The following is a 17,105-nucleotide window of genomic DNA, read 5'->3' as shown; positions in this document are numbered from 1 at the left end:
TCGTCCTGAGCCAGGATCAAACTCTCCAATAAAGTGTTTGACTTGCTCATAAGTTTTGTACTATATAGTACGTTTTTGTTAATCGAAATTAACGTTGGCACGCTTGGTTTTGTTTAGTTTTCAAAGAACTTTTTTCACTGTCACTAAGAAGCGACTTTAATATAATAACACGATTTATCTTTTTAAGTCAACATCTTTTTATTAAGAAATTTTCAAATGAAATTCCCTCGTCAGCAGCGACGTTTAATAATATATCACCATATAAAAGGTATGTCAACAAAAAAAGAAACAAATGAACCATTCATTTGTTTAACCTACAATCATTGTTTTAATAATAACTAAAGCAGCTAAACCTGGGATACCCAAAATACCCGAAACACTTGAAGTTATAAAGTTAATTGGTATATGTAAATCAAAACTTGAACCGAAGAAATTTACAAAAAACAACAATAATGCTCCAACAATAATTTTTATAAATAGTTGCCCAATCCATCTAAGAGGGCGAAGGGGGGCACCTATGAATAAAAGAATTAAGATTAATCCACCTAGTATTGAAAAAATAAGTATCGGATCCAATATCATCACTCTCTTTCATTTCTCTTTAGTAATAAATATGAAAGGAGATGGGAAATAGAACAAGCTATATTATGAACTTAGCCAAGGAAAGCGCAAGCGCCTAGACACAAAAACTTAGTCACAAAATTTATACTTTCTTATCCTGTAAGATAATCAAATAAGCCGTTTATGAATAAAGGTTTTTCCCTCCATTCATAAACGGCTTATGATGACTTCTTAGAAAGATGTGCCCCGAAAGATTACATCCTCCCCATTTTAATATTACGTATTTTTGCCTCTTTTAATAAAAAGAAGTATTTCATTTCAGCAATCTTTAATTCGTAGAGAACTTGTGTAGAGGGTTCAACACTTTTATCAACGAGTTGTTTTTGCCGATTCCACTCTTCCTTCAAATCGAGTAAATTCTGTATTAGTTGTTGGTCATACTGACTTCTTAACCAACCCTTTCGACGAAACAGCAAGGCAAACCCTCCCTTTAAAGTTCTCTTCTTCCTTCTATTGCTTTAGATAAAGTTACTTCATCTGCATACTCTAAATCTCCACCTACAGGTAAACCATGTGCAATTCTGGTAAGTTTAATTCCTGAAGGCTTCAATAATCTTGAAATATACATCGCTGTAGCCTCACCCTCAATATTAGGATTTGTAGCTAGAATGACTTCTTGAATAACATCGTCTTGAAGTCTCTTTAATAACTCTGGTATTTTGATATCTTCCGGTCCAATACCATCCATTGGCGATATTGAACCATGGAGAACATGGTATAATCCGTTGTATTCCTTCATTTTTTCCATAGCTATTACATCTTTTGGATCTTGTACAACACAGACTATACTTTTATCTCTTCGTTGATCCTCACATATATAACATGGGTCCTGGTCAGTTATGTGACCACAAACAGAACAATAGGATAGATTTCGCTTTGCATTAACTAACGCCTTCGCGAAATCTAAAACAATATCTTCTTTCATATTTAGGACAAAAAAAGCCAGACGAACGGCCGTCTTTGGCCCAATTCCTGGCAATTTCATAAAACTATCAATTAATTTTGATATCGGTTCAGGATAATGCATGAAAAATCCCCCTAGAACATACCTGGTAAATTCATTCCTTTTGTAAATTGACCCATTGTATCATTTGTTAAGTCATCCATTTTTTTCAACGCATCATTTGTTGCTGCTAATACTAAGTCTTGTAGCATTTCAATATCTTCAGGATCTACAACTTCTTCTTTTATATTTACATCTACTACTTCTTTTTGTCCATTTACAATCACTGTAACCATACCGCCGCCAGCTGTACCTTCAACTGTTTTCACTGAAAGTTCTTCTTGGGCCTTTGCCATATCCTTTTGCATCTTTTGCATTTGCTTCATCATTTTCTGCATATTACCCATTCCGCCACGCATCATGTTTCATTCCTCCAATTTTTAATCTTTTATTTCAATCAAATCATTACCTACTAATTTTCTAGCTTCAGCAATAAGTGGGTCTTCTTCATTTTCCTGCTGTTGATGATCTTCGTCCTTTTGATCACGCAGGAATCCTTCTCTTATTTTAACCCAATCCTGTTCAGGAACGCCAACCATTTCCAAACTTTTACCCGTGAATTCCTGCAGAATCATTTCTAAGTTCGTCCGAACATTGTTATTATTCTCCGCCACCATCTTGCAGTGAATCTCAAATTTAAATTTCAGTACAAAGGCTGATCCCGAAGCAGCAACTGGTTCACTATCGTTTAATAGCGCTGCATGAGAGACTTTATTTTGCCTTTTTAACATTTCTAAGAGCTCTCCCCAACGGCCCTTTATTGAATCTAAATCGTTTCTTGTTGCCACTTTTAGGATTTCCAGAATTCTACCTTCCGGAGTTTTATAGCCACTTTTCATCGACCTTTGTTTTGGCTCTTTGGTTGCTGATGATTGTTGAGGTGACATTTGAATTCCCTGTTGCTTTAATCGACTCAATTCGGATTGTAAACTAGTTATCTTTTCAAGTAAAGAATTGTATCCTTCTTGTTCGAAATGTGAAGATGCCGTTGTTTGTTGACAAAGCTTTACAAGCGCCACCTCTAAGAAGATCCTTGGATGATTGGTCCACTTCATCTCTTGTTGACTTTTGCTTAATGTTTCAATGATCTCGTATATTTCACTTGCATGTATTTCCTTTGCCAGTTGCATAAATTTCTCATCAACTGTTACCCTCTCCAAAACATCCTCTAATGTAGGCGCAGTTTGATATAAGAGCATATCTCGATAATAATAGATAAAATCCTCAATAAACCTAGCAGGGTCTTTCCCCTGGTACATCAATTGATCTAGAGCTTGTAACGCCGTTGCAGCATCCTTTTGTTGAATTGCGTCAGCCATTTTCCCGATAATCCCTTGAGAAACAGATCCAGTAATGAGTAAAGCCTCATCAAGTCTCACCTGATTGTCACTATAAGATATAGCCTGATCGAGAAGACTCAAGGCATCACGCATACCTCCATCTGCTGCTCTAGCAATAACATCTAAAGCCGCTTCTTCTACATCAACTTGTTGATTATGTACAATCTCTTTCATTCTACCTACTATAGCTGAAGCTGTTATTCGGCGGAAATCGAAGCGTTGGCAACGAGAAATGATTGTTAATGGAATTTTATGCGGCTCTGTTGTTGCTAAAATAAATATGACATGTTTGGGTGGCTCCTCCAGCGTTTTCAATAGTGCATTAAATGCTCCAATTGATAACATGTGAACTTCATCGACAATATAGACTTTATATTGAACTGATGAAGGTGCATATTTTACTTTATCGCGAATATCTCTAATCTCATCAACACCATTATTGGAAGCAGCATCTATTTCAATCACATCAGAGATTGATCCATTGGTAATGCCCTTGCATGCAGAACATTCATTACATGGTTCTGCTACTGGGGCATTCTCACAGTTTACTGCTTTTGAAAATATTTTAGCTGCACTTGTTTTCCCTGTCCCACGTGGACCTGAGAAAAGATACGCATGAGAAAATTTATTTTGTATTAGGGCATTCTGTAACGTTTTAGTGATATGCTCTTGTCCAACCACATCATGAAACAGCTGCGGTCGAAAAACACGATATAATGCTTGATAACCCACAAAAACGTCCCCCTTTATCATATTCCACCTTATTATAACAACCAACCATCGTTTTACAAAGTGCGTTTTAACATAAAGTAAGCTTCCGTTAGTAGGGATTTCCCTCACTGTTAAGAAGAGGATAAATTCATAAACTCCTTGACCTATCTAAGATTAGAATACGATGTTCTTGGCTAAAAATGAACACTTGGGTGAAGGAACTCCATATCTTTATATCCATAAAACGCAAAAACTCACCCTATAAAAGAGTGAGTCATTAGTATAAAAATTAACTGCCGTGCACCTTCCTTCGATTAGCAACCATAGGCGTTGCTCAAGCAGTTAGCTCGGCCTAGGCAACCCTACGGCACATGGGAGCTTCCACTTAATGCTGCTTCCTTCCGGACCTGACATGGTTCATGGATTCCCATTGCGTAGGACCCAGGCGTCAACACCACTTACTTGAGACTGCCCTACAGTACACTAACCTCTAGAAGGGATTCGGCCTCGCTAGAGCGGATTGCGAGTACAGGGCACCGCTACCTCCCCGCTTAGCACGGCAAAATTGATACCATATTTAGTTGTGCCGTTAAGTACGACACATGTATTAGTATATAGCCTAGTCAGACAAAATGCAACTTCTACTTACTGTAAACTTTTTCTATGTTTCTTTTTCCGTTCTCTTAACTCTTTAAAAAAGGCACTTAACAATGAACTGCAGACATCCTCTTCGACGCCTTTCGTAATCTCTACTTGGTGATTAAACCTTTGCTCCTGTAATAAGTTCATCAGTGTACCAGCACAACCACCTTTTGGATCTGCTGCTCCATACACAACACGTTTTATTCTAGAAAGGACAATAGCACCAGCACACATAGAACAAGGCTCCAATGTTACATACAGTGTTGCTTCCTCTAATCTCCATGTTCCTAAAGCATTACAAGCTTTATCAATCGCTAAAATTTCAGCATGTGCAATCGACCGCTGATCCCTTTCACGCAAATTAAAGGCAGTAGAAACTACTTTACCATCAATAACAATGACAGCACCAATTGGAACCTCACCAATTTTTTGGGCCTTTCTCGCTTCTTCTATTGCTATCTTCATAAAATACTGATCGTTATACATTAATATACCCCTTATATAATTTACTAAACTGTCGCACCCTAATCCTTAAAAGGAGAGATAATATGGAAAATCAAGCTAAGCATGCACTACTAATCATTGATATGATTAATGACTTCCAATTTCATAATGGACCGATCTTATCAAAACGGGCAGAGATTCTCTCACATAAAATCGTTTCCCTAAAGACAAAATTAAAAACAAAAGGTTGTCCTATTATTTATATAAATGACCATTATGAACTATGGCAAGCAGATTTTCAAAAAATCGCCAACAAGTGCAAGAACCCCTTAAGCGAGAGGATTATTCATACTATTTATCCTGAAGATGATGAATATTTCCTAATTAAACCTAAACACTCTGCATTTTTTGGCACTGCTTTAACTACTCTACTTTACAGTTTAAATATTAAAAGTCTAATTATTACAGGAATTGCCGGTAATATTTGTGTTTTATTTACAGCAAACGATGCCTATATGAGAGGCTATGAGATCATTGTCCCCTCTGATTGTATCGCATCAAACGATGAGGAAGACAATAAATTCGCCTTAAAGATGATGAAAAACACGCTAAAAGCATCAATTACAAGCAGTGAAAAAATAATATTTAGTTAACATGTGCAGTGTCTCCTCTTCATATGATGTACAAAAAGTATGACGAGGAGGACAAACATGCAAATACATATCATCCAACAAGGACAAAGTTTGTACACTATTGCACAAGCTTATGGTACATCTGTACAAGAAATTGTTCGAACGAATGAGATTCCTAATCCAAATTCTTTAGTCATCGGGCAGGCAATCGTAATCCCAATAAGGGGCAGGTTTCATTGGATACAGTCTGGTGATAGCTTATACAAAATTGGCCAGATCTTTGGTGTGACAGCAGCTGAATTAGCGAGGATTAATAACATTCCAATCAATCGTCCCCTTTCAATTGGCTTCAGGCTTTATATACCTGAAAGAACCAAAAGATCAGTTGAATCAAATGCATATATTGAGCCGAGGGGAATGACTGTTGCACCTAGTCTAGAACAAGCCGCCAGAGATAGTTCACCATATTTAACGTATCTCGGTCCATTTAGCTTTCAAATAAAAAGGGATGGAACGTTAAAGGAACCTTTACTTAATAACTTTCCAGTCATCGCAAAACAAAATAATGTAACTTTGATGATGGCCATTACAAATCAGGAAAATGATCAATTCAGTGATGAACTAGGACGAATTATTTTAACGAATATGGATATTCAAAATAAACTGTTGAATAACATTGTGATTACAGCAAAAAAATATGGTTTCCGTGACATTCATTTTGATATGGAGTACTTAAGGCCACAGGACCGTGAAGCTTATAATCAATTTTTAAGAAGGGCTAAAAGCAAATTCAAGCAAGAAGGGTGGCTACTCTCAACAGCATTAGCTCCAAAAACAAGCGCAGGACAAAAAGGACGTTGGTATGAAGCACATGATTACAAAGCACATGGAGAGATTGTTGATTTTGTCGTTATTATGACATATGAATGGGGTTATAGCGCAGGACCACCAATGGCTGTTTCACCAATTAATCCAGTTAGGGAAGTACTTGAATATGCCCGCTCGGAAATGCCCAGTCAAAAAATTATGATGGGTCAAAATTTATATGGATACGATTGGACATTACCATATGTACAAGGCGGACAATACGCGAAGGCCGTTAGTCCTCAACAAGCTATCCAGTTAGCCAGCAAATACAACGTGGCAATTCAATATGATAATAAAGCTCAAGCACCACATTTTAATTATAGAGATGAAAATGGCAAGGAACATGAGGTCTGGTTCGAAGATGCAAGATCCATTCAAGCAAAATTCAACTTAATTAAAGAACTAAATTTACGGGGAATTAGTTACTGGAAGCTAGGTTTATCTTTCCCGCAAAATTGGCTGTTACTTTCGAATAACTTTGTAATAGAGAAAAAATAGCGTGCCCAGTAGCGGATCTGATTCATAATCAGATCCCATATTTTTCACCAAAATTGATTTATCTCCCAGCCTTTGCTTATTTCCCCACTAAAAGTACCTATTTTAGTCTTTACAGGTAATTCTCCACCTATCTTCTTTACTTTCCTTGAATCTTGAGGTAGTGTGTTACCACCCATTAAGAATAAGATAAATATTGGAAATACAAACATTCCCTCAAATCTTTACTGCAAAATGTACTCGCTGTGGTAAAATGAATTTTGTCGATTTTTAAAGTATTGGTGTTTCGTTATAAAGGAGGACCCATTATGACTATACCCTTCATTACTGTAGAAGGACCGATTGGTATTGGTAAAACCTCATTATCTAAGGCAATTGCTGAGCATTATCAATTCCACTTATTAAAGGAAATTGTTGATGAAAATCCATTTCTCGGGAAATTTTATTCAAACATTGAAGAATGGAGCTTCCAAACTGAAATGTTTTTCCTCTGTAATCGCTATAAACAACTTGATGATATCAATAAACAATTCCTACAAATGAATAAATCTGTGGTAGCAGATTATCATATTTATAAAAATATGATATTTGCAAAGCGCACATTAAAAGGCGAACAATACGATAAATATTTAAAGATATACAATATATTAACGGAAGATATGCCTAAGCCAAACCTAATCATTTATCTAAACGCCAATCTTGATACATTACTTTCTCGCATCGCAAAAAGAGGACGAGAAATTGAACGAAATATAGATCCTAAATATCTTCAGCAACTTTCGGAAGACTATGAAATCGCCATGACACAGTGGGAAAGGGAAAATCCCTCTATTCCTGTTATAAGATTTAACGGCGACACCTTAGATTTCGTACAAAATAAAGATGATTTAACAAATATCTTAAAAACTTTGGATCAGTTTTTGGATAAAGGAGCTAGTACAAGTGAATTTACGCGATAAATATAAAATCCCACAAAACGCAGTGATCACAATAGCTGGTACTGTTGGTGTAGGAAAATCAACAATGACCACTGCCTTAGCGAACGCATTAAACTTTAAAACATCCTTTGAAAAGGTAGATTCAAATCCTTATTTAGATAAGTTTTATGCTGATTTTGAGCGTTGGAGCTTTCATTTGCAAATTTATTTTCTTGCCGAACGTTTTAAAGAACAAAAGAAAATCTTCGAATATGGCGGGGGCTTTATTCAAGATCGATCGATTTATGAAGATACAGGTATTTTTGCAAAAATGCACTTTGAGAAGGGGACTATGTCAGACATAGATTATGAAACATACACAAATCTATTTGACGCAATGGTAATGACCCCCTATTTCCCTCATCCTGACCTGCTCATTTACCTTGAGGGAAGTTTGGATGACATTTTGTCTAGAATAAAATTACGTGGACGTCCAATGGAACAACAAACACCTATCGACTATTGGAAAGAAATGCATCACCGCTATGAAAGTTGGATCAATAACTTCAATGCTTGTCCTGTTTTACGCCTTAACATTAATGATTATGATATTATGGCAAACGAAAAAACAATTGAGCCAATTATTGAACGTATTGGAGATTTTATTGAACAAGCGAGGTTATTAAAAAAATAAGAGGCGCTCTCAAATGTTTACCAACTGACACTAAACATTTGAGAGGCCTTTTTTGTATGATTTGATAAAGAAGTATAAAGGCGCACCTGTCAGCCTAAGACTCATGAAGCGTGACATAGACGGATTAGTGCCGCTAATTGCGACTACAAGTACTGTGTTAACTGCCCACCAAAAGTCTATGTACAGTACAAAATTTTTTAAATCTCTAAGCAAAAAAAAAACTGTTACGTAACGTAACAGTTTTATCAATCTCCCATATTTTATGCGCTAAATATGAGATTAATTTTAAATTATGGAGGAGGAAGGGGGATTCGAACCCCCGCGGGTTTTGACACCCCTGTCGGTTTTCAAGACCGATCCCTTCAGCCGGACTTGGGTATTCCTCCCTACTGACAAGAATAAATTTATCATATAAATAATATGCTTGTCAATAGTATTAACAACTTTTTTACAAAAATAATATAAAAAGTTTATAAAGTAGAAATTCGACCTTTTAAAGTATTCAAGAATCCCCTAGCGTCGATAATCTATACGCATGAGCTAGTGGATTCTTTCCTGCCCTTTAATACAGAAGAAATCAATAACTACTTATACGTTCTTTATTACCCATGTATGGTCTTAAAACTTCAGGAATAATGACAGAGCCGTCCTCCTGCTGGTAATTCTCTAAAATAGCTGCTACAGTTCTTCCGATTGCCAATCCTGAACCATTTAGCGTATGCACATGCTCCACCTTCGCCTTAGGGTCACGTCTAAAGCGAATGTTTGCGCGTCGTGCTTGGAATGACTCAAAGTTACTACAAGAAGAAATTTCACGGTATGTACCATAGCTAGGGAGCCATACCTCAAGGTCATACTTTTTCGCAGCCGTGAAGCCTAAATCAGCCGTACACATGCTCAATACACGATAAGGTAATCCCAATAGCTGAAGGACCTTCTCTGCATGTCCTGTCAGCTTCTCTAGTTCATCATAAGAATCTTCCGGCTTAACGAATCGGACTAATTCAACTTTATTAAATTGATGCTGACGAATGAGGCCTCTCGTATCCCTCCCTGCAGATCCTGCCTCAGAGCGAAAGTTTGCACTAAATGCAACATATTTTATAGGTAACTGTTCAACAGTTAAGATTTCTTCACGATGTAAATTTGTTACAGGTACCTCTGCTGTAGGGATAAGAAAGTAATTCTCACCCGCAATCTTAAATGCATCTTCTTCAAATTTCGGTAATTGCCCTGTCCCCGTCATGCTGTCACGATTAACAATAAACGGTGGTAAGATCTCTGTATAACCATGTTCATCGACATGTAAGTCAAGCATGAAATTATACAATGCTCTCTCTAATCTTGCACCTAATCCGCGATAGAATACAAAGCGGCTACCAGTAACCTTCCCTGCTCTTTCAAAGTCTAGAATTTGCAATTGATCCGCAACTTCCCAGTGTGGCCTCGGTTCAAATGTAAATTCCGGATGCTCTCCCCATTTACGAACCTCTACATTATCATCCTCTGTATCACCAATCGGAACACTTTCATGAGGGATGTTCGGAATTGATAAAAGTAGTGTATCTAATTCAGCCTCAACCTCACGTAACTGATCGTCAAACCCCTTTATACTTTCCCCTACCTCTTTCATCTCATGAATTAAATGGTCGGCATCTTGCTTTTCTCTCTTTAATTGGGCAATTTGAGAAGAGACATCATTTCGTTTACTTTTTAATTCTTCTGCAGAAGAGATCAATTCTCTTCTCTTTTTATCTAGCTCCTCGAATTTACCAAAGTCGGCCAAATCTTCACCGCGTTTTGATAACTTTTCCTTTATCTCTTCAAAATTTGTTCGCAAGTATTTAATATCAAGCATATCTATTCTCCTTTTTCATTTTTTTATGAAGAAAATGGTGATGGAATCTCGCTAAATTATTCGCTTACCTCTCCTATGAGCTTAACTGCAATAATCAATTATAGACTTTTCATCATAGGAGTGAGGCTTGAAAGATCACTTCATTTTCCCTCATTAATTGGTCATAATGTTATAATTTCAGGTGCCTTTTGTACACAGAACAAAAGCGCAAGCGCCTTGATCAGCCTCGGGCAAATAAGACGCTTTTGAATAAAAGGTGTTTTTTGCCTTCAATTCAAAAGGGGCTGGGCGCTGGAGCTGGATATCGTGCGCTTATCCACAGTACAAGAATTTTATAGTTTCCTATAACACGACAAAAAACTCCCGTCCCCAAAAGGGACGAGAGTTACCCGCGTTGCCACCCTAGTTAAAAATACAACATGTATTTTTCACTTAATGAATAACGGTCATTGCCGGAATTGCCTACTTTAACTTTATGTTAGTTCAGCCATTCATTCAAGGATGGATTCACAAGCATCTATCACCGATTTTCACCAAGCATCGGCTCTCTATAGATAGAACATCATGCTACTAGTTCCTATCATCACGTTTACATATAGTATTTTGTAATCATAATTTACTACAAGTATACAGCGCCTGCAAGTTTTTTATACATCTATTTCGATTCTTTTACCATATTAATAAATAATTGCGTCATACGATGGTCATCCGTCAATTCAGGATGGAAAGAGCATCCAAGGAACTGTCCTTGACGTGCTGCAACGATTCTACCATTATGCTTCGATAGGATTTCTACATCTTCTCCAACTTCCACAATATGAGGTGCCCGAATAAATACTCCAACAAAATCTTCGCCAACACCAGTAATCATCAATTCAGCCTCAAAGCTATCCTTTTGCCGTCCAAAAGAATTACGTTCGACAGTTACATCTAATAGTCCCAGATGAGATTCGTTATAGCCTACGAGGTTTTTAGCAAGCAGGATTAATCCGGCACAAGTACCAAACATAGGCTTTCCATCTTGTCCAAATTTCCTTAGAGGCTCCATAAAGTTATATTTATCAATTAACCGGCGCATTGTCGTACTTTCTCCACCAGGGATAATTAACCCATCAACCTCATCAAGTTGGTTCGTTGTCTTTATCACAATCCCTTCAGCACCACATGCCTCAACTGAACGAATATGTTCTCTTACAGCCCCTTGCAGACCTAAAACACCGATTTTTAGCATAGTCAAAACTCCTTTTAATTACCAGCCACGTTCTTGCATTCTTTGCTCTGGTAACAGACTTGAAATTTCAATTCCTTGCATTGCAGCTCCAAGTCCTTTTGAAAGTTTAGCAATTAGTTCATAATCTTGATAGTGTGTAGTTGCCTCTACGATTGAACGAGCAAATTTAGCTGGGTTTTCAGATTTAAAGATACCTGAGCCAACAAATACTCCATCTGCTCCAAGCTGCATCATTAATGCAGCATCTGCAGGAGTTGCTACACCACCAGCTGCAAAGTTAACCACTGGTAACTTGCCTTCTTCTTTAATTTGAAGTAGAAGTTCAAATGGTGCACCCAGATTTTTCGCTTCTGTCATTAATTCGTCTACACTCATCGAAGCTACTTTACGGATTTGTGCATTTACTTTACGCATATGACGTACTGCCTCAACGATATTCCCTGTACCTGGTTCACCCTTCGTACGAAGCATTGCAGCACCCTCAGCGATACGACGAGTAGCTTCACCTAAATCACGGCATCCACATACGAACGGAACTGTGTATTCACTCTTTAGAAGATGGAATTCTTCATCAGCAGGAGTTAATACTTCACTTTCATCAATGTAGTCAACACCCATAGCTTCAAGTACACGTGCTTCAACAATGTGACCAATACGAGCCTTTGCCATTACTGGAATAGAAACTGCATTCATTACTTCCTCAACGATCGTAGGATCTGCCATTCTCGCAACCCCACCAGCTGCACGGATATCTGCAGGAACACGCTCAAGTGCCATAACAGCTACTGCGCCAGCCTCCTCCGCAATTTTAGCTTGCTCTGCATTGACAACGTCCATAATTACGCCGCCCTTTTGCATTTCTGCCATACCGCGTTTTACACGGTCAGTACCTGTTGTATTACTCATTTTGTTTGTCCCCCTTATGTAATTTCCTATAGTATGATTTGTAATAGAGTTATTTAAAATTCATCTATGCTATATTTTATCCCAAATCACAGTAAAATCCTATATAAATTAATGTGATTAGTAAAACTATTCCTAAATCATACACTATTCTATTATTTACTTGCGAATATTTTTCTTATTCACTGTAAATTTTTTTAAACACTAAGAATAAATGTACAATTTCTACCTTTTATTCTAGATAATGGGTTTCCCTCTATTAAAACTATCTAAAATAAAAAGACCCCTATAGTAGGAGCCTTTTTACAATTAAAACCAACCCTTTACTGTATCTGTAATTGTTCCCCACAGACCACTAAAAAATCCGCCTATTCCTCTCATTGATAAAATAAACCAATTTGCCTTTTCTACTGCTTCTTTCGTAACAATGTCTACTTGGGCTTTTTTAGTTTGATCAACAAAGTCTAAAGCTTGACCTTTACCTTCATACTTAGCAGTCATTACCCCTACCTTTTGGCCCTCTTTTATAGGGGCAGTCAATTCACCATTTTTCGTTAACTGACTTTCATCTATTGTAAAGATAGGCTTAAACGCATCCTCCTCACCTTTTTTCACAACAAGTGCTAAAGGACTCTTCGTTTGAATCGAAACTTTATCTTCTTTTCCCTTTACAACAGGTATTGAAGATTGATTTTTGATTTGATAGTTTGCTGGAAAAACCTCTTTTACAGAGAAATTATTAAAAGCATAATCCAACATCTTTTTCGTTTCTGTAAATCTCGGTGTATGCAATGTACCACTGCCATCATCGGCATTCATAACAACAGAAATGACCCGCATCCCATTTCGCATCGCAGTTGCTGTAAAGTTTGAACCAGCGTTACTTGTAGAACCAGTTTTTAGACCGTCTACTCCTTCATATTCATAGACTAATCCTGGAAGCATCCAGTTCCAGTTTGGCATTTCAGTCCTATCGTCAGTACCTTCTCTAAAAACCTTTTTTGAAATACTAGCTGTATCTAGTACTTCTGGGTAATCCTTAACTAACCTTTGAGCTAGTATTGCCATATCACGGGCAGATACCCTATTTTCCTGATCAACACTTGTCCCTTCAGGTTGCATACCAATTAAGTCCTTATTTTCTAAACCAGTCGCATTAACAAACTCGAAATTTGTTAAACCAAGTTCTGCTGCTTTCTCATTCATCATTTTAATAAAGTTTGTTTCTGAACCTGCAATAATTTCCGCTAAACCTATTGCTGCACCATTTGCGGAATAAATTGCCGTCGCTTCGTATAATTCCTTTACTGTATAGGAACCATCTTGTCTTAATGGTACATTTGAAAGGTCACGATTTTGGGAGATTTTATAAACATAGTCACTTGGTGTATATGTTTGATCCCATGTAATCTTTTTATCTTTAATAGCTTCTAATACTAAGTATTCAGTCATAATTTTAGCCATACTAGCGACCGGTAACTTTTCATCTATATTTTTGCCATAAAGAATTGTTCCAGTAGTCTCCTCAATAATAATTGCCGAAGCCGCATTAACTGAAATTGGCTCTTCAGCAGCATTAACCTTCGTGTATGGGTAAAAGGCTGAAACGATAAATGTGAAGGCAAAAATTACTGCCATCAACTGTTTAATTTTCTTGTTGTTCAAATTTCTCCCTCCAAAATCTTTTTTATTTATATAAAAATATTTGTTTATTATCTTTTCCATTCATACGGTGAGCTTACTATTCATCCCATTAGACAACAAGTTTGATTTTATCATACAAAGTTCAAAAAAAATAGGCAGAGAACGAGTCTCTGCCAATTGTAATAGTTCTGTCATATTTAATATTTGATGTATAAATTATTTTATTACAGTGAATAGTTTGGAGCCTCTTTGGTAATTTGAACATCATGTGGATGGCTTTCCTTTAAGCCAGCTCCTGTCATCCGCACAAACTGTGTGTTCTCTCTTAATTCCTGAAGATTTCCCGTTCCGCAATATCCCATACCAGAGCGGATACCACCAACAAGTTGATAAATCGTTTCTGATAATGGCCCTTTGTAAGGCGTTCTTCCTTCAATTCCTTCTGGGACGAACTTCTTATTATCTTCTTGGAAGTAGCGATCTTTACTGCCCTTTTCCATTGCAGCAACAGAACCCATTCCACGATAGACCTTAAATCGTCTACCTTGGAAAATTTCAGTTTCCCCAGGGCTTTCAGATGTCCCTGCAAGTAGGCTACCTAACATAACTGCATGTCCGCCTGCTGCAAGAGCCTTTACCATATCTCCGGAGTATTTAATTCCTCCATCAGCAATAATGGAAACACCGTGCTTTCTTGCTTCTGTCGCACAATCATACACGGCAGTAATTTGGGGCACACCCACACCTGCTACTACCCTAGTTGTACAGATTGAACCAGGTCCTATTCCTACCTTAACTACATTAGCTCCTGCTTCGATTAAATCTTTTGTAGCCTCAGCAGTCGCTACATTACCTGCAATAATATTTAAAGTTGGATATTCATTTCGAATTTGTTTAACTGTTTCTAAAACACCTTTTGAATGACCATGTGCAGTATCAACCACAATTGCGTCTGCATTTTTTTCAACTAGCTTTTTAACACGCATCATCGTATCACCAGTTACACCAACAGCACCGGCAACCATCAAACGCCCTTGGTCATCCTTCGCTGAATGCGGGAATTCAATTACCTTCTCGATATCCTTAATTGTAATTAATCCCTTTAGCACACCGTCTTCATCTACAAGAGGTAACTTTTCAATTTTGTGCTTTTGTAAAATACCCTCAGCTTCTTTTAACGTTGTACCTACTGCCGCAGTAACAAGATTATTCTTAGTCATTACATCACTTATTACTATCGAAAAGTCTTGAATAAAACGCATATCACGATTTGTTATAATTCCAACTAGCTTTTGTTCTTCAGGGTTGTTTACAATCGGAACACCAGAAATTCTGTATTTACTCATCAAATGTTCTGCATCGAATACTTGATGTTCTGGAGTTAAATAAAAAGGATCTGTAATAACTCCTCTTTCAGAACGCTTTACTTTGTCAATCTGCTCAGCTTGCTGTTCAATTGACATATTTTTATGAATAACACCTAATCCACCTTGTCTCGCGATTGCAATCGCAAGCTCTGCTTCCGTTACTGTATCCATACCAGCACTCATAATTGGGATATTTAATTTTAAAGTTGGTGTTAATTGCACACTTAAATCAACATCCCTCGGTAATACCTCAGATTTAGCTGGTACTAATAATACATCATCAAAAGTTAAGCCTTCTTTAGAAAATTTTTGTTCCCACATAGTAAATCCCCCTTTTTTCGGCAAAATATTATTAGTAGATTAACAACAGTCCTATCGACTGTCAAGCGTGAATAAACAGTTTAAATATTCGGAAATATCAGACGGGGTGAATAATTGATGAAATCATCTACTTGGGAGCATTTGCTATCATATCATTCAACTGAAATTGTACAAAGGAAATTAGAAAAATGCTATGAACAACTTTCATACAATAACGCTAGCGGGCTCTCCTATGAAAACTGTTACCGGTTTGTTTATTACCTTAAACATGGTGAGAATTTCTTTTTACAAGCGGCACAATCTCCACCTGCTATTCAACCAATGTTATTATTTTATGGAGTTTCGCAGTTACTAAAGGCCTGCCTTATCACGATTGATCCTGAATACCCTTCAACTTCTTCTGTACTTGCTCATGGAGTTTCAAGTCGAAAACGTAAAAAACAACAATATCACTTTTTAAAGGATGAAATAAAAATTCAGAGAAACGGATTGTTTTCTCATGTAGCAACTAAATTATTTCAGATTCAATCTTTGGAATCTGAAAAGTGTTCAATGGAATTATTATTAAAACAAATTGCTGAAATGAACGAGGTATTTCTATTTCATCATTCAAAAATAAATTTTATTGATGTTGAACTAACTAAAGACCAAATCTTGATCACTGAGGATACGGCACAACTCTTCCACTTATCTTCTCAACGGCTTGCAGAATATCTTGTGGAGCGGTTTTCGTACAGCCTAGCTACAGAAATGGATCAGCATCATGTATTCCTTAAAGGCGATACTCCCATGGCTACCTTTAACTGTATGCCATTCTCATTACATCTTGAGGAGGGGAAGTACTACCTACCAACTTCCCGAGATACCTTTTCAAAGATGCCTGAGTTACTTGTTCATTATTTGCTTTTATATAATTTGAGTATGATTTCCCGATATGAAACGGAGTGGTGGTATGATTTATTATTAAGCGTATCAAATGATGATTATCCATTTATTTTGAGGTATTTGGAAATTGCTAAACGTAAGATTCCTTATTTAGTACTAGATTTCCTAAAGCACACTCTTTAAGAAAGTTTCCTAAATGTATATCCTTTGTTTAAACAATAGGAAGCATTTACTGATTGCAAAAGGGCTAGCATTTCTGCTAGCCTTATCGCCTATTAGGTCTTGTTTATAAAGCGATAAGCACTGTGACAGTAGATGTTATCACAAATTTTATCTTATGCAATCTAAGGCCCTCCATAGCGCAGGGTGCTTGTTTACCATCGTATAAAAGCATTATAGTTACCTAAACAACGAAAAAGACCAGTATCTCTACTGATCTTTTTACTCATTACCTGGCAACGTCCTACTCTCACAGGGGGAAACCCCCAACTACCATCGGCGCTGAAGAGCTTAACTTCCGTGTTCGGCAT

16 protein-coding genes, 1 tRNA gene, 1 rRNA gene, 1 other RNA gene and 1 other annotated feature are annotated in these 17,105 nt (G+C 37.1%); of the genes, 5 read left to right on the top strand and 14 right to left on the bottom strand.

What is annotated here, in order from left to right; translation table 11 throughout:
• Window positions 1-309: 309 nt before the first annotated feature.
• From K9V48_RS23840 to tadA, 7 genes are all read right to left on the bottom strand, one after another.
• Window positions 310-576 carry a pro-sigmaK processing inhibitor BofA family protein gene (locus K9V48_RS23840; protein WP_224141601.1) on the bottom strand — a complete coding sequence of 89 codons (267 nt, stop codon included), beginning with the start codon at window positions 574-576 and terminating at the stop codon, window positions 310-312.
• A 239-nt stretch (window positions 577-815) separates the two neighbouring features.
• Window positions 816-1,037: a YaaL family protein gene (locus K9V48_RS23835; protein WP_224141600.1), complete on the bottom strand. Its 222-nt coding sequence runs from the start codon at window positions 1,035-1,037 to the stop codon at window positions 816-818.
• Between the two features lie 14 nt (window positions 1,038-1,051).
• On the bottom strand, window positions 1,052-1,648 hold the full coding sequence (gene recR / locus K9V48_RS23830; protein WP_224141599.1) for a recombination mediator RecR: 597 nt from the start codon (window positions 1,646-1,648) through the stop codon (window positions 1,052-1,054).
• Window positions 1,649-1,659: 11 nt separating this feature from the next.
• The gene (locus tag K9V48_RS23825) at window positions 1,660-1,983 is read right to left on the bottom strand and encodes a YbaB/EbfC family nucleoid-associated protein (protein ID WP_224141603.1); all 324 of its coding nucleotides are present in this window, start codon (window positions 1,981-1,983) and stop codon (window positions 1,660-1,662) included.
• Window positions 1,984-2,004: 21 nt separating this feature from the next.
• Window positions 2,005-3,696 (bottom strand): DNA polymerase III subunit gamma/tau, encoded by a 1,692-nt coding sequence (gene dnaX, locus K9V48_RS23820; protein WP_224141598.1) that lies wholly within the window; start codon window positions 3,694-3,696, stop codon window positions 2,005-2,007.
• A gap of 275 nt (window positions 3,697-3,971) precedes the next feature.
• Window positions 3,972-4,235: signal recognition particle sRNA large type (ffs, locus tag K9V48_RS23815), an RNA gene on the bottom strand.
• Window positions 4,236-4,320: 85 nt separating this feature from the next.
• The gene (tadA, locus tag K9V48_RS23810) at window positions 4,321-4,803 is read right to left on the bottom strand and encodes a tRNA adenosine(34) deaminase TadA (protein ID WP_224141597.1); all 483 of its coding nucleotides are present in this window, start codon (window positions 4,801-4,803) and stop codon (window positions 4,321-4,323) included.
• A gap of 62 nt (window positions 4,804-4,865) precedes the next feature.
• Here tadA and K9V48_RS23805 point away from each other — a divergent pair, with 62 nt between their 5' ends.
• From K9V48_RS23805 to K9V48_RS23790, 4 genes are all read left to right on the top strand, one after another.
• Entirely contained in the window at window positions 4,866-5,414 is a 549-nt protein-coding gene (locus tag K9V48_RS23805; protein WP_224141596.1) for a cysteine hydrolase family protein, read from the top strand.
• Window positions 5,415-5,471: 57 nt separating this feature from the next.
• Window positions 5,472-6,758, top strand: coding sequence for a glycoside hydrolase family 18 protein (locus K9V48_RS23800; protein ID WP_224141595.1), 1,287 nt, complete (start codon window positions 5,472-5,474; stop codon window positions 6,756-6,758).
• Between the two features lie 305 nt (window positions 6,759-7,063).
• Window positions 7,064-7,714, top strand: a complete 651-nt coding sequence (locus K9V48_RS23795) for a deoxynucleoside kinase (RefSeq protein ID WP_263432930.1) — start codon at window positions 7,064-7,066, stop codon at window positions 7,712-7,714.
• Window positions 7,698-8,366, top strand: coding sequence for a deoxynucleoside kinase (locus tag K9V48_RS23790; RefSeq protein ID WP_224141594.1), 669 nt, complete (start codon window positions 7,698-7,700; stop codon window positions 8,364-8,366). The genes K9V48_RS23795 and K9V48_RS23790 overlap by 17 nt, the downstream gene beginning before the upstream one ends.
• A 293-nt stretch (window positions 8,367-8,659) precedes the next feature.
• Here K9V48_RS23790 and K9V48_RS23785 read toward each other — a convergent pair.
• From K9V48_RS23785 to guaB, 6 genes are all read right to left on the bottom strand, one after another.
• Window positions 8,660-8,752: transfer RNA gene (locus K9V48_RS23785), tRNA-Ser, on the bottom strand.
• A gap of 191 nt (window positions 8,753-8,943) precedes the next feature.
• Window positions 8,944-10,224, bottom strand: a complete 1,281-nt coding sequence (gene serS, locus K9V48_RS23780; RefSeq protein WP_224141593.1) for a serine--tRNA ligase — start codon at window positions 10,222-10,224, stop codon at window positions 8,944-8,946.
• Window positions 10,225-10,595: 371 nt separating this feature from the next.
• Window positions 10,596-10,817, bottom strand: a binding site (T-box leader).
• A 62-nt stretch (window positions 10,818-10,879) separates the two neighbouring features.
• On the bottom strand, window positions 10,880-11,455 hold the full coding sequence (gene pdxT, locus K9V48_RS23775; RefSeq protein WP_224141592.1) for a pyridoxal 5'-phosphate synthase glutaminase subunit PdxT: 576 nt from the start codon (window positions 11,453-11,455) through the stop codon (window positions 10,880-10,882).
• A gap of 18 nt (window positions 11,456-11,473) precedes the next feature.
• Window positions 11,474-12,361, bottom strand: coding sequence for a pyridoxal 5'-phosphate synthase lyase subunit PdxS (pdxS, locus tag K9V48_RS23770; RefSeq protein WP_224141591.1), 888 nt, complete (start codon window positions 12,359-12,361; stop codon window positions 11,474-11,476).
• A 306-nt stretch (window positions 12,362-12,667) separates the two neighbouring features.
• A complete protein-coding gene (locus K9V48_RS23765) occupies window positions 12,668-14,023 on the bottom strand; it encodes a serine hydrolase (protein WP_224141590.1) in 1,356 nt (451 codons plus the stop codon).
• 203 nt (window positions 14,024-14,226) lie between these two features.
• The gene (guaB, locus tag K9V48_RS23760) at window positions 14,227-15,690 is read right to left on the bottom strand and encodes an IMP dehydrogenase (RefSeq protein WP_224141589.1); all 1,464 of its coding nucleotides are present in this window, start codon (window positions 15,688-15,690) and stop codon (window positions 14,227-14,229) included.
• Between the two features lie 117 nt (window positions 15,691-15,807).
• On the opposite strand from guaB, the gene K9V48_RS23755 reads away from it, so the two are divergent.
• A complete protein-coding gene (locus tag K9V48_RS23755) occupies window positions 15,808-16,758 on the top strand; it encodes a YaaC family protein (protein WP_224141588.1) in 951 nt (316 codons plus the stop codon).
• A 267-nt stretch (window positions 16,759-17,025) separates the two neighbouring features.
• On the opposite strand, the gene rrf is transcribed toward K9V48_RS23755, so the two are convergent.
• Window positions 17,026-17,105, bottom strand: a 5S ribosomal RNA gene (gene rrf / locus K9V48_RS30030); the annotation flags it as partial.

Source organism: Metabacillus rhizolycopersici, assembly GCF_020075705.1.
The sequence above is the reverse complement of the archived record's forward strand: the minus strand, read 5'-3'. Positions and strand labels throughout refer to the sequence as shown.

Excerpts from the sequence above, each read along its gene's own strand:
- recR (WP_224141599.1), bottom strand. The coding sequence starts at position 1,648 with ATGCATTATCCTGAACCGATATCAAAATTAATTGATAGTTTTATGAAA.
- K9V48_RS23825 (WP_224141603.1), bottom strand. The coding sequence starts at position 1,983 with ATGCGTGGCGGAATGGGTAATATGCAGAAAATGATGAAGCAAATGCAA.
- tadA (WP_224141597.1), bottom strand. The coding sequence starts at position 4,803 with ATGTATAACGATCAGTATTTTATGAAGATAGCAATAGAAGAAGCGAGA.
- K9V48_RS23805 (WP_224141596.1), top strand. The coding sequence starts at position 4,866 with ATGGAAAATCAAGCTAAGCATGCACTACTAATCATTGATATGATTAAT.
- K9V48_RS23800 (WP_224141595.1), top strand. The coding sequence starts at position 5,472 with ATGCAAATACATATCATCCAACAAGGACAAAGTTTGTACACTATTGCA.
- K9V48_RS23795 (WP_263432930.1), top strand. The coding sequence starts at position 7,064 with ATGACTATACCCTTCATTACTGTAGAAGGACCGATTGGTATTGGTAAA.
- serS (WP_224141593.1), bottom strand. The coding sequence starts at position 10,224 with ATGCTTGATATTAAATACTTGCGAACAAATTTTGAAGAGATAAAGGAA.
- pdxT (WP_224141592.1), bottom strand. The coding sequence starts at position 11,455 with ATGCTAAAAATCGGTGTTTTAGGTCTGCAAGGGGCTGTAAGAGAACAT.
- pdxS (WP_224141591.1), bottom strand. The coding sequence starts at position 12,361 with ATGAGTAATACAACAGGTACTGACCGTGTAAAACGCGGTATGGCAGAA.
- guaB (WP_224141589.1), bottom strand. The coding sequence starts at position 15,690 with ATGTGGGAACAAAAATTTTCTAAAGAAGGCTTAACTTTTGATGATGTA.
- K9V48_RS23755 (WP_224141588.1), top strand. The coding sequence starts at position 15,808 with ATGAAATCATCTACTTGGGAGCATTTGCTATCATATCATTCAACTGAA.